General features: G+C 70.2%; 11 protein-coding genes. 8 read left to right on the top strand and 3 right to left on the bottom strand.

Annotation, left to right across the window (positions count from 1 at the left end):
* Position 1 precedes the first annotated feature (1 nt).
* The 3 genes from idsA2 to SBI80_RS27030 all read right to left on the bottom strand — a co-directional run bounded on the left by idsA2 (position 2) and on the right by SBI80_RS27030 (position 2,596).
* Positions 2 to 1,087 carry a bifunctional (2E,6E)-farnesyl/geranyl diphosphate synthase gene (idsA2, locus tag SBI80_RS27040; RefSeq protein ID WP_318978146.1) on the bottom strand — a complete coding sequence of 362 codons (1,086 nt, stop codon included), beginning with the start codon at positions 1,085 to 1,087 and terminating at the stop codon, positions 2 to 4.
* A gap of 88 nt (positions 1,088 to 1,175) precedes the next feature.
* Entirely contained in the window at positions 1,176 to 1,850 is a 675-nt protein-coding gene (locus SBI80_RS27035) for an LppM family (lipo)protein (RefSeq protein ID WP_318978145.1), read from the bottom strand.
* A 146-nt stretch (positions 1,851 to 1,996) separates the two neighbouring features.
* The gene (locus SBI80_RS27030) at positions 1,997 to 2,596 is read right to left on the bottom strand and encodes a GNAT family N-acetyltransferase (protein ID WP_318978144.1); all 600 of its coding nucleotides are present in this window, start codon (positions 2,594 to 2,596) and stop codon (positions 1,997 to 1,999) included.
* 231 nt (positions 2,597 to 2,827) lie between these two features.
* Between SBI80_RS27030 and SBI80_RS27025 the strand changes: the two genes are divergently transcribed.
* The 8 genes from SBI80_RS27025 (at position 2,828) to mraY (ending at position 12,143) form a co-directional block, all read left to right on the top strand.
* Positions 2,828 to 3,229, top strand: coding sequence for an SCO2097 family morphological protein (locus tag SBI80_RS27025; RefSeq protein WP_318978143.1), 402 nt, complete (start codon positions 2,828 to 2,830; stop codon positions 3,227 to 3,229).
* A 333-nt stretch (positions 3,230 to 3,562) separates the two neighbouring features.
* Entirely contained in the window at positions 3,563 to 3,994 is a 432-nt protein-coding gene (mraZ, locus tag SBI80_RS27020) for a division/cell wall cluster transcriptional repressor MraZ (protein ID WP_318978141.1), read from the top strand.
* Entirely contained in the window at positions 3,969 to 5,123 is a 1,155-nt protein-coding gene (rsmH, locus tag SBI80_RS27015; RefSeq protein ID WP_413232824.1) for a 16S rRNA (cytosine(1402)-N(4))-methyltransferase RsmH, read from the top strand. Before mraZ ends, rsmH begins: the two co-directional genes overlap by 26 nt.
* Positions 5,123 to 6,145 (top strand): cell division protein FtsL, encoded by a 1,023-nt coding sequence (gene ftsL, locus SBI80_RS27010; RefSeq protein ID WP_413232823.1) that lies wholly within the window; start codon positions 5,123 to 5,125, stop codon positions 6,143 to 6,145. The genes rsmH and ftsL overlap by 1 nt, the downstream gene beginning before the upstream one ends.
* Positions 6,142 to 8,010, top strand: coding sequence for a peptidoglycan D,D-transpeptidase FtsI family protein (locus SBI80_RS27005; protein ID WP_318978138.1), 1,869 nt, complete (start codon positions 6,142 to 6,144; stop codon positions 8,008 to 8,010). The genes ftsL and SBI80_RS27005 overlap by 4 nt, the downstream gene beginning before the upstream one ends.
* A 43-nt stretch (positions 8,011 to 8,053) precedes the next feature.
* A complete protein-coding gene (locus tag SBI80_RS27000; protein WP_318978137.1) occupies positions 8,054 to 9,574 on the top strand; it encodes a UDP-N-acetylmuramoyl-L-alanyl-D-glutamate--2,6-diaminopimelate ligase in 1,521 nt (506 codons plus the stop codon).
* On the top strand, positions 9,571 to 11,067 hold the full coding sequence (locus SBI80_RS26995) for a UDP-N-acetylmuramoyl-tripeptide--D-alanyl-D-alanine ligase (RefSeq protein ID WP_318978136.1): 1,497 nt from the start codon (positions 9,571 to 9,573) through the stop codon (positions 11,065 to 11,067). Before SBI80_RS27000 ends, SBI80_RS26995 begins: the two co-directional genes overlap by 4 nt.
* On the top strand, positions 11,064 to 12,143 hold the full coding sequence (gene mraY, locus SBI80_RS26990; protein WP_318978135.1) for a phospho-N-acetylmuramoyl-pentapeptide-transferase: 1,080 nt from the start codon (positions 11,064 to 11,066) through the stop codon (positions 12,141 to 12,143). Before SBI80_RS26995 ends, mraY begins: the two co-directional genes overlap by 4 nt.
* Positions 12,144 to 12,212: the final 69 nt, after the last annotated feature.

Below are 12,212 nucleotides of genomic sequence, written 5' to 3'. Positions count from 1 at the left end.
CTCAGGCGGACCGGTTCGACGCCAATCTGGCGAGTTCGGCCAGACCGACCTTGGCGGCGGCGTCGATGGGTGCGGCGTCGAGCAGCGCCAGGGCCTGGCCGGTGAGCAGTTCGATGCGGCTCTCGACGGCGGCGAGCGCCCCCACCGATTCGATGACCTGGCAGAGTTCGCGCACCTGGTCGTCGGCGAGATCGGTGCCGATCGACGCGCGCAACAGCTTGGCCGCCAACGCGTCCGACGCGTCGGCCCGCTGCAGTGCCTCGGCGAGCAGCACGGTGCGCTTGCCCGACCGCAGGTCGTCACCGGAGGGCTTGCCGGTGACCGCGGGGTCGCCGAACACGCCGAGGACGTCGTCGCGCAGCTGGAATGCCACGCCGAGATCGTTGCCGACCTGATGGAAGGTGTCCTGCACGTCGGGCCGGTCGGCGGCCGCGGCTGCCCCAAGCTGCAGGGGCCGCGCCATCGTGTAGGACGCCGTCTTGTACGTGTTGACCTTCATCGCCGACTCGACGGTTTCCGCGCCGCTGGCCTCCGCGACGATGTCGAGGTACTGCCCGCCGAGAACCTCGGTCCTGATGTCGGCCCAGACGCGGTGCACGCGGCGGTGGGCATCGGGCGGGAGATCGGCGGAGTTGACGATGTCGTCGGCCCACACCAGCGACAGGTCGCCAAGCAGGATCGCCGTCGACAGGCCGAACTGTTCGGACGAGCCGTGCCAGTTGCGGTCGCGGTGCCGGTCGGCGAACAGCCGATGCACCGTCGGCAGCCCGCGGCGAGTGGCCGAGGCGTCGATGACGTCATCGTGCACCAGCGCGCAGGCGTGCAGCAGCTCGAGGGCGGAGAACAGCAGCAGGACGTCGTCGTCGGCGGCGCTATCCGGGGGAGCGGCGGCCCGCCAGCCCCAGTAGGCGAACAGTGGGCGCACGCGCTTGCCGCCGCGCAGGACGAACTCCTCGAGGGCCTCGGTCATCTCGGCGTAGTCGCCGCCGATGTAGGCCGCGTCGCGTCGACGCGTACCCAGATACGACCGCAGTCGTTCGGTGACGGCGCTCGCCAACTCGATGGCTGACGGTGCCGCGGCATCCACGCTCAGCGCGCGCCCCTTTCGCTACCCAAAGTTCCTTCAGACTAGAGCGTGCGGGCTGGTTTCAAGCAAGTCCGCCCCGGGGCGGGGGTCAGCGGGAATCCGGCGGGCTCGGCAGAACGGGGCTGCGATCGCGGCTGGTCCATGCCACGCCGCCGATGATTCCGGCCACCAGGAACGCCGCGACGCCAAGCCAGATCGCCGCTCCGGTGAAGGACCGCGCGCTGGGGTCGGTGTAGCGGGCCTGGGCGTTCATCGTGCTGACGACACCGGGCTTGAGCGTCCACTGGACGGTGTCGGAGGCCACCTGGTCCCCGTTGGTCGAGGTCACCTCACCCGGGAACGACACGTTGAGCGAGACGTCGGCTTCGGGGTCGTTGACGGTGGTCAGGTCGGCGCGGCCCTCCAGGATCACCAGGTCCCCGGCGCGTCGAAGAGAGATGTCGACGCCAGCGGCGTCGTTGTTCATGTTGGCCAGCTGCGGCAGTTCGGCGAACGAGAGGTCGGAGAACACCGCTTGGGAGCCCACGTAGTCGTCGCGCGCGTACGACGACACCGACACCTTGTTGCTGAACGGCAGGTTGTTCAGCAGCTGGGGACCCTTGTCGTCGGGATTGCGCTGCTTGGCCGCCGCGACGATCTGCCCCGACACGCGGTCGTCGGGGGACACCGTCAGTGACGCGCGCACCCGCACGCAACCGGCGATCGTCGGTGCGAGGAGCACCAGCAAGAGCAGGGCGAGCACGCGTTTGTGGCGGTGTGGCACGTCGACATGGTGCCAGACCGTCGCCGACGAGCGCTTGCGCCAGGAGTATGTCGCCGACGAGCGCTTGTGTGAGGAGTATGTCGCCGACGAGCGCTTGCGTGAGGAGTATGTCGCCGACGAGCGCTTGCGTGAGGAGTATGTCGCCGTCACAGCGGCAGTTCCCGGCCGAGGATCGCGAAGGGGCGTGGATCGCCCGCGAAGTGGTAGTCGCGGATGACGTCGGTGAACCCCAGCCTGCGGTAGAGCCGCCACGCGCGGTTGGCCTCGCCGTTGATCTCCGGGGTCGACAGCAGGACGTGGGGTTCGGCGCGGCCGGCCAGCAGGCGCCGGGCCAGGGCCTCGCCAAGCCCGCGACCCTGTGCGCTTGGGTGGATGTGCAGTTCGGTGAGCTCGAAGTAGTCGGTCATGAGCTCCGCGATGCGGGCGTGTCCGGCGCCTTCGCGTTGCAGTCCCTGCACCACCTGCTGCTGCCACCACTGGTCGGGCGCACCGCAGTATCCGTAGGCCACGCCGAGCATGGGAGCCGCAGTCAGGGGCGGTTCGCCCGGATCTCCGTCGGAGCCTTCCGGCGCCTCGACGGCGGCGACCGCACACCACCCCCGGCGCCGGGTGTGCTCCACCCACATCGAGGCGCGCTGTTCCTCGGTGCCCCTGGGGTACCGCATCGCGTCGACGTAGATGCCGAGTGCGTCACCCAGGCGGCGTTGCATGTCGCCGGGTGACAGGTCGATCAGGTACGTGGCCAAGCTCTTGGAGCCCTTCGCGCGAGTGCCGAGTCGACGTCATTATCCGGTCAGCCCCGCACTGTCTCGCCACCGGCGGGCCACCAACTACAATCGGCATTCGAAGTAGGTGGTACGGGTCAGATTCTGCTCGTATCATGGTCATCGGGTGCCCCGCAAACGGCGGGCGTACGTACTTTGAACGCACGGCCGCGACTTCGTGGACGCAGCAGGGACGCAACATGGGAGGCGCGGATGCCACTCTCCGATCATGAGCAGCGCATGCTCGACCAGATCGAGAGCGCACTTTATGCCGAGGATCCCAAGTTCGCCTCGAGCGTGCGCGGCGGGAACCTGCGGGCTCCCTCGGCGCGGCGCCGCCTGCAGGGCGCGGTGCTCTTCCTGGTCGGTCTTGGTCTCCTCGTCGCCGGGGTCCCGTTCTACGCCAACGTCAACCACGCCTTCCTGATCGTCAGCGTCATCGGGTTCGTCGTGATGTTCGGCGGCGTGGTGTTCGCGATCACCGGTCCACGGGTGGCGGGTGGCCGCGAGGGCACTCTGCCCGAGCCGGGGTCCGCGCGACAGCGACGGGCCAAGGGCGGCAACTCGTTCTCCGACCGCATGGAGGAGAGGTTCCGCCGCCGGTTCGAGGAATGAGGTCCGCCAGGACGTCAGGGCAGCTCCCACGGGAGCTGCCCTTTTTCTTTGCCCTGCGACACGCCGTGATCGAGCGGTTGGCCGGAGCGCGCCCCACCGGCGCCCCACCGTGCCCCACCGCCGACCACATGGGCTTCTAGCTGCAGTTCTTCGACAAACCATGCGGTCAAGAGCTCGCTCGGCGGCCGTCGAATGCCTCCGGAGTGGTGTTGGGTGGGGCTCGTGCCCATGGTTTTGCCGGTGAATGGAGCAAAGTGGGGGATTGTGGGGTAATGTGGCGTGCATCGGAGCGACCGGAAGCTCCGTGAGCGCGGCAACGCTGGAGGTGGCGAGATGTTTCTCGGTACCTACACGCCCAAGCTCGACGACAAGGGGCGGCTCACGCTGCCCGCCAAGTTCCGCGAAGCGCTGGCAGGGGGGTTGATGGTTACCAAGAGCCAAGACCACAGCCTCGCCGTCTACCCGCGAGCGGAATTCGAGAAGCTCGCAGCACGGGCTTCGCAGGCATCGCGGAGCAATCCGGAGGCACGTGCCTACCTGCGGTACCTGGCTGCGGCGACCGACGAACAACATCCCGACGCTCAAGGCCGGATCACCTTGTCGGCCGACCACCGCCAGTACGCGGATCTCTCCAAGGACTGCGTGGTGATCGGCTCGATCGAGTACCTGGAGATCTGGGACGCCCAAGCTTGGCAGGCCTATCAGCAGACCCACGAAGAGAACTTCTCCGCGGCCAGCGATGACACCCTGCGCGACATCATTTGATCCCGCCGTCGACCCGGCCCCCGTGCCCGGCTTTGCCCGTGCATCGTGGCCTCTGCCCGAACCGGCCCTGGCGTACTTCCCCAACGCCAGGTCCGTCACCTCGGACAGGGACCTCGATGCAGGGGCAGTCACACCCGACCCCGCCACGTCCTGCAAGGGTGCTGCGATGCCTGACGACCACCCGCACGACCCGGTCCTCCTCGACCGCTGCGTCGAGTTGCTGACTCCGGCCCTGACCCGGCGGTCCGCCGACGGGTCGGGCGCAACCCTCGTCGATGCCACCCTGGGCGCCGGTGGGCACGCGGAGCGCTTCCTCACCGACCTGCCCGGGCTGCACCTCGTCGGCCTCGACCGCGACCGCACCGCCCTTGCGATCGCCGGCGAACGGCTGGCCCCCTTCGGTGACCGGGTCACCTACGTGCACACCCGCTACGACGGCTTCTGGGGCGACGGCGGCAGCGTCGACGGCGTGCTGTTCGACCTCGGCGTGTCGTCCATGCAGCTCGACCGCGCCGAACGCGGCTTCTCCTATTCGCACGACGCGCCGCTGGACATGCGGATGGACCAGGACGCACCGCTGACGGCCGCCGAGATCCTCAACACCTACGACAAGCGGGCGCTGACGCGGGTGCTGCAGGAATTCGGCGAGGAGCGCTTCGCCAGTCGCATCGCCGGCGAGATCGTCAAACGTCGGGCCCGCAAGCCTTTCGAGACGACCTCCGAACTCGTCGAGGTGCTCTACGACGTGATTCCCGCGCCCGCCCGGCGCACCGGCGGCCACCCCGGCAAGCGCACCTTCCAGGCGCTGCGCACCGCGGTCAACGGTGAGCTCGAGTCCCTGCGTGCTGCCATCCCGGCAGCCATGGCGGCGCTGCGGCAGGGCGGCCGGATCGTCGTGATGTCCTACCAGTCGCTGGAGGACCGAATCGTCAAGGGGGAGTTCGCCGCTGCGACGGCTTCGCGTACCCCCGCGGGCCTGCCGGTGGAGCTTCCCGGACACGAGCCCTACTTCACGTCGCTGACGCGCGGGGCCGAGAAGGCGGGCCCCGACGAGATCGGCGCCAACCCGCGAAGTGCGTCGGTGCGGCTGCGGGCGCTGGAAAGAGTCGTCGATGAGGAAGGTTCGTGATGGCCAAGCGACGAGAACCGGTACGCCCCGACGACGACCGTCTGCGTAAGCCGCGCAAGCCGCGTAAGCCGCGCGAACCCAAGGGTCAGCGCCGGGCCACCGAGACCCCGCCGCGCGGTCGCCGGTCCACTCGCGAGCAGCGCCCGCAGCGTGAGCACTCCAGGCCGCATACCGGCCCGATGCCGCGCCCCACCGAGATACCGTCGCGGCCGAAGAGCGCCGCTCAGGCCAAGGCGCGGGCCAAGGCCCGCAAGGCCAAGGCGCCCAAGGTCATTCGACCGCCCCTTCGGGAACGCCTGCTGGTCCGGCTGTCCTCGATCGACCTGAACCCCCGCCGGTTCGTCACCCGGGTCCCGTTCGTGGTGCTGGTGATCGGCGCCCTCGGCATCGGTCTGGGCGTCACGCTGTGGCTGTCCACCGATGCCGCCGAGCGGTCCTACGAACTGGGCCGCGTGCGCCAGGTCAATCAGGCTCTGCAGCAACAGAAGCAAGGACTCGAGCGTGACGTGCTGGAGGCGCAGGCCGCACCGGCGCTGGCCGAGGCGGCACGCAATCTCGGGATGATCCCGTCGCGCGACACCGCACACCTGGTGCAGGACCCCCAGGGCAACTGGATGGTGGTCGGGACGCCCAAGCCGGCTCAGGGGGTTCCGCCGCCACCGCTGAACAGCCCGCTGCCCGAGCCCACCCCGCCGCCGCCCCCGCCGCCGCCCGCGCCGCGCGTCGTCGACCCGCGAGAGGTGACCGTGCACCTGCCGCCGCTGACCACCGCGGTTCCCAACCCGGAGGTTCCCGTGCCCGCCACCGCCGCAGTGCCCGGCGCTCCCGCGGTGCCCGGCGCTCTCGCAGTGCCCGGCGCTCCGGTCGCACCCTTGGCCGTCGCGCCTGCCGCGCCTGCCCCGGTCGACGTTCCACCGCCTCCGGCCGCCCCACTGGCCGTTGCTCCCGCACTGCCGGGTCCGCCAGCGGTCGCCGACCAGCCGGCCGTCGCCGCCGTTCCTGCACCGGGCGCACCGGCGTGAACCGGGATACCCCGCACTCCGCGTCCGAGCGGCGGACCCGCAAACCGGTCACCGACGAGGCGCCGAGCAGCTCCTCGTTTGCCTTCCGGCACCGGTTCGGCAACCTGGTGATCCTGCTGGTGCTGATGGTCGCGGCCGGGCAGCTGTTCGTGCTCCAGGTGCCGCGCGCGGCGGGTCTGCGCGCGGAGGCGGCCAGCCAGCTCAAGGTCACCGATGTCGAGAAGGCCATCCGCGGCAGCATCGTCGACCGCACCGGTGACAAGCTGGCCTTCACCACCGAGGCGCGGGCATTGACGTTCCAGCCCAGCAAGATCCAGAAGCAGCTGGTCGACGCCCAGGCCAAGTCGCCCGATGCGCCGGACCCCATCAAGCGGCTGCGCGAGATCGCCAAGGGCGTGGCCGGTCTGCTCAACGACAAGCCCGACGCCGACACCCTCTACAAGAAGATCTCGAGCAAGGATTCCTTCGTCTACCTCGCCCGCGCGGTCGACCCGGCGATCTCCGACGCCATCACCACGAAGTACCCGGAGGTGGGTGCGGAGCGCCAGGACATCCGTCAGTACCCGGGCGGGTCCCTGGCCGCCAACATCGTCGGCGGCATCGACTGGGACGGACACGGACTGCTCGGCCTCGAGGACTCGCTCGACTCCAAGCTGGCCGGCACCGACGGATCGGTCACCTACGACCGCGGCTCCGACGGCGTGGTGATCCCCGGCAGTTACCGCAACCGCCACGACGCGGTCGACGGCTCGACGGTTCAGTTGACCCTCGACGACGACATCCAGTTCTACGTCCAGCAGCAGGTGCAGCAGGCCAAGAACCTCTCCGGTGCCAAGAACGTCTCGGCCGTCGTGCTCGACGCGAAGACCGGCGAGGTGCTGGCGATGTCGAACGACAACACCTTCGATCCAAGCCAGGACATCGGCAGGCAGCAGGATCGCGAGCTCGGCAATCTGGCGGTGTCCTCGCCGTTCGAACCCGGCTCGGTGAACAAGATCATCACCGCGTCGTCGGCGATCGAGTTCGGCCTCACCAACCCCGACGAGGTGCTGTCGGTGCCAGGCTCCATCGACATGGGTGGCGTCACGGTGCACGACGCCTGGTCGCACGGCGTGATGCCCTATACGACCACCGGCGTGTTCGGGAAGTCCTCCAACGTCGGCACCCTGATGTTGGCCCAGCGGGTCGGCCAGGAGCGCTGGGCCGACATGGCCGCAAAGTTCGGGCTTGGGCAGCGCACCGGCGTCGGTCTGCCGGGCGAGAGCTCGGGCCTGGTGCCGCCGATCGATCAGTGGTCGGGCAGCTCGTTCGCCAACCTGCCCATCGGACAGGGGCTTTCGATGACCCTCTTGCAGATGACCGGCATGTACCAGGCCGTCGCCAACGACGGGTTGCGCATCCCGCCGCGCATCATCAAGTCCACCATCGCCGCCGACGGCACCCGCGTCGACGAACCGCGGCCCGAGGGCGTGCGGGTGGTCTCCCCGGAGACCGCACGGACGGTACGCAACATGTTGCGCGCCACGATCCAGCACGATCCGACCGGCGTTCAGCAAGGCACGGGTTCGGGTGCGGCGGTCGAGGGCTACCAGCTGGCCGGCAAGACCGGCACGGCGCAGCAGATCAACCCGGCCTGCGGCTGCTACTTCGACGACGTCTACTGGATCACCTTCGCCGCGATGGTCCCGTCCGACGATCCGCGCTACGTGGTCGGCGTGATGATGGACAACCCGCACCGCACGGCCGACGGATCGCCGGGTACCACTGCCGCGCCGCTGGTGCACAACCTGGCGGCGTGGCTGCTGCAGCGCGAGAACGTGCCGCTGTCGCCGGATCCGGGTCCGCCGCTGGTCCTGCAGGGCTGAGCGGGAAGGGAGTCCGGCGGGCGGCCGGTAGGGTGTCATGGCCATGAACTTGCGTCCCTCGAGCCCCGTCGGTGAAGGCCTTGCCGCATTGGCCGAACGCGTACAGGCGATTCCGCTGTCGGGCCGCGGTTCGGCACACGCCAGGGTCACCGGCGTCACGCTGCGCGGCCAGGATGCCCAGCCTGGGGACCTGTTCGCCGCCCTGCCCGGAGCGTCGTCGCACGGGGCGCGCTACGCGGCCGACGCCGTGCGCCTCGGTGCCATCGCGGTCCTCACCGACGAGGCCGGCGTCGAGGTGATGGGCGAGCAGGTCACGGTCCCGGTGCTGGTCCACCCGTCCCCGCGCGCGGTGCTCGGCGAGCTCGCGGCCGCCGTCTACGGCCATCCGTCCAGGCACCTGCGCGTCATCGGCGTAACAGGAACCTCCGGCAAGACCACCACCACCCACCTGGTCGAGGCCGGCCTGCGCGCGGCCGATCGCAAGGCCGGGTTGATCGGCACGGTCGGCATCCGCATCGACGGGCGCGACGAACCCAGCGCGCTGACCACGCCGGAGGCTCCCGACCTGCAGGCGCTGTTCGCGGTGATGCTCGAGCGCGGCATCGACACCGTGGTGATGGAGGTCTCCAGCCACGCGCTGACCCTCGGCCGGGTCGACGCCGTGCACTTCGCGGTCGGGGGGTTCACCAACCTGTCGCGCGACCACCTGGACTTCCACCCGACGATGGAGGACTACCTGGACGCCAAGGCGAGGCTGTTCGATCCGCAGTCCTCGACCCATGCGGACGTCTCGGTGATCTGCATCGACGACGACGGCGGCCGCACGATCGCCGCTCGGGCCGAGAACCCCGTGACCGTGAGCGTGTCGGGAGGCGACGCCGACTGGCGGATCGAGGCGGTCGAGGCGCACGGCAGTGGCGCTCAGGACTTCGTCGCCGTCGACCCGGCGGGTGTGCACCACCGGCTGCGCGTCGCACTGCCCGGGCATTACAACGTGGCCAACGCGCTGCTGGCGACGGCGCTGCTGGATGCGGTCGGCGTGTCACCCGAACAGGCCGCACCGGGTTTGCGGACGGCATCGGTGCCCGGCCGGTTGCAGCCCATCGACTGCGGCCAGGACTTCTTGGCGCTCGTCGACTACGCGCACAAGCCGGGCGCGCTGCGCGCGGTGCTGGAGACGCTGCGGGCACAGACCTCCGGCCGGTTGGCGGTGGTGTTCGGCGCCGGGGGCAACCGGGACCAGGGCAAGCGGGCGCCGATGGGCCAGACGGCCGCCGAGCTGGCCGACCTCGTCGTCGTCACCGACGACAATCCGCGCGACGAGGACCCCGCCGCCATCAGAGCCGCGATCGTGGCGGGGGCGACCGGTCCCGCCGAGGTGGTCGAGATCGGCGACCGGCGCGCTGCCATCGACCACGCCGTCGCGTGGGCCAGGGGCGGGGACGTCGTGCTGGTCGCGGGTAAGGGGCACGAAGCCGGCCAGACCAGCCAGGGGCAGACCCGGCCGTTCGACGACCGCGACGAGCTGGCTCGCGCGCTGCGAGTCCTTGGAGCGTCGTCGTGATCGAGCTGTCGCTGGCCCAGATCGCCCGCATCGTCGGCGGTGAGCTCGCCGACGTCTCCCCGGCCGAGGCCGAGGCCACGCGCGTCACGGGCACCGTCGAGTTCGACTCGCGCGCCGTCACCCACGGCGGGCTGTTCCTGGCGCTGCCCGGCGCGCACTCCGACGGACACGACTTCGCCGCGGGCGCGGTGGCCGCCGGTGCGGTCGCCGTGTTGGCGGCGCGCCCGGTCGGCGTGCCCGCGATCGTGGTGCCGCCGGTGGACGCACCCGCCGATGCCGGTGCCGGGGTGCTCGAACACGACGTCGACGGGTCGGGAGCCGCGGTGCTGCAGGCGCTGGCCAAGCTGGCGGCCGCGGTCGCCGCCGAACTGGTCGCCGGGGGACTGGTCATCGTCGGCGTCACTGGCTCCTCGGGCAAGACCTCGACGAAGGACCTGCTGGCAGCCGTGCTGGCGCCGCTCGGTGAGGTGGTCGCCCCGCCCGGCTCGTTCAACAACGAACTCGGCCATCCGTGGACCGTGCTGCGGGCCACCACCGAGACCGACTACCTCATCCTGGAGATGTCGGCGCGCCATCCCGGCAACATCGCCGCGCTGGCAAGGATAGCGACGCCGTCCATCGCGGTCGTGCTCAACGTCGGCACCGCCCATCTCGGTGAGTTCGGTTCGCGCGAAGCCATCGCCGCCACGAAGGCCGAACTGCCGCAATCGGTTCCGGCGTCCGGGGTGGTCGTCCTCAATGCCGACGACGCGAAGGTGGCCGCGATGGCCGAGCAGACCGCCGCCCGGGTGGTCCGCGTCGGTCGCTCACCCGGTCTGGACCTCTGGGCCGACGGCGTCGTCCTCGACGACCTCGCCCGCGCCCGCTTCACCCTGCACGCCGGGGACGACGAGATCGACGTGGCGCTCGCGGTGCACGGCGACCACCAGGTGTCCAACGCGCTGTGCGCGGCCGCCGTCGCGCTGCAGTGCGGTGCGCGCCTGGACCAGGTGGCCGCGGCCCTCGCGGCGGCGGGCCCGGTGTCGCGCAACCGGATGCAGGTCGGCACCCGAGCGGACGGCGTCACCGTCATCAACGACGCCTACAACGCCAACCCCGACTCGATGCGGGCCGGGCTCAAGGCCCTGGCCTGGATGGCCAGGAGCGGGGGCGATGCGGGGTCCGGCCGGCGCAGGAGCTGGGCCGTGCTCGGTGAGATGGCCGAACTCGGCGACGACGCGATCGCCGAGCATGACAGCATCGGTCGACTGGCGGTGCGCTTAGATGTGTCTCGACTGATCGTCGTCGGAACCGGGAGATCAATGAGCGCCATGCATCACGGTGCAGTGATGGAGGGGTCGTGGGGCAGTGAATCCACCATGGTCGCCGACCCCGACGCCGCGCTGGAGTTGCTGCGTGACGAATTGCTGCCAGGAGACGTGGTCTTGGTGAAGGCGTCGAAGTCGGCCGGCCTCGCTGCCCTGGCCGACGCCCTGGCCGGTGAGACCGGATGAGGCAGATACTCATCGCCGTCGGAATCGCGCTGACGGTGTCGATTCTGCTGACGCCGGCCCTGATCCGGCTGTTCACCCGGCGCGGCTTCGGCCACGAGATCCGCGAGGACGGCCCGCAGAGCCATCAGAAGAAGCGCGGTACGCCGTCGATGGGCGGCGTCGCCATCCTGGCGGGCATCTGGGCCGGTTACCTCGGCACCCACCTGGTGGGCCTGGCGCTCGACGGTGAGGGCCCTTCGGCGTCGGGGCTGCTGGTGCTGGGGCTGGCCACCGCACTGGGCGCGGTCGGCTTCATCGACGACCTCATCAAGATTCGGCGGGCCCGCAATCTCGGGCTGAACAAGACCGCCAAGACCGTCGGCCAACTCGTCGCCGCCGTGCTGTTCGGCGTGCTCGTCCTGCAGTTCCGCAATGACGACGGACTGACTCCCGGCAGCGCGGAGTTGTCCTACGTCCGTGAGATCGCGACCGTGACGCTCGCGCCCGCGGTGTTCGTGCTCTTCTGCGTCATCGTCGTCAGCGCGTGGTCGAACGCGGTCAACTTCACCGACGGACTGGACGGCCTGGCCGCCGGCGCGATGGCCATGGTGACGGCGGCCTACGTGATCATCACGTTCTGGCAATTCCGCAACGCCTGCGCATCCAGCCCCGGGCTGGGCTGTTACAACGTCAGGGACCCGCTGGACCTCGCGCTCGTCGCGGCGGCCACGGCGGGGGCGTGCATCGGCTTCCTGTGGTGGAACGCCGCTCCTGCCAAGATCTTCATGGGCGACACGGGTTCGCTGGCGCTGGGCGGCGTGATCGCCGGGCTGTCGGTCACCAGCCGAACCGAGATGCTGGCCGTGGTCCTCGGCGCCCTGTTCGTCGCCGAGGTGACCTCGGTGGTGGTGCAGATCCTCGCCTTCCGCACCACCGGGCGCCGCGTCTTCCGGATGGCGCCGTTTCACCACCACTTCGAGCTGGTCGGCTGGGCCGAGACCACTGTGATCATCAGATTCTGGCTGCTCACGGCCATCGCCTGCGGACTGGGCGTCGCCCTGTTCTACGGCGAGTGGCTGGCCTCGGTCGGCGGGTAGCCCAAGCCGGGGCGCCCGGTTCATTCCCGCGACACGCCCCGGATGTCCTCGTTGCCGGGCCCATGGCGG

Source organism: Mycolicibacterium sichuanense (assembly GCF_033741125.1).
Classification (GTDB): domain Bacteria; phylum Actinomycetota; class Actinomycetes; order Mycobacteriales; family Mycobacteriaceae; genus Mycobacterium.
Note: the sequence above shows the minus strand (reverse complement) of the source record. Positions and strands in the feature narration are given on the sequence as shown.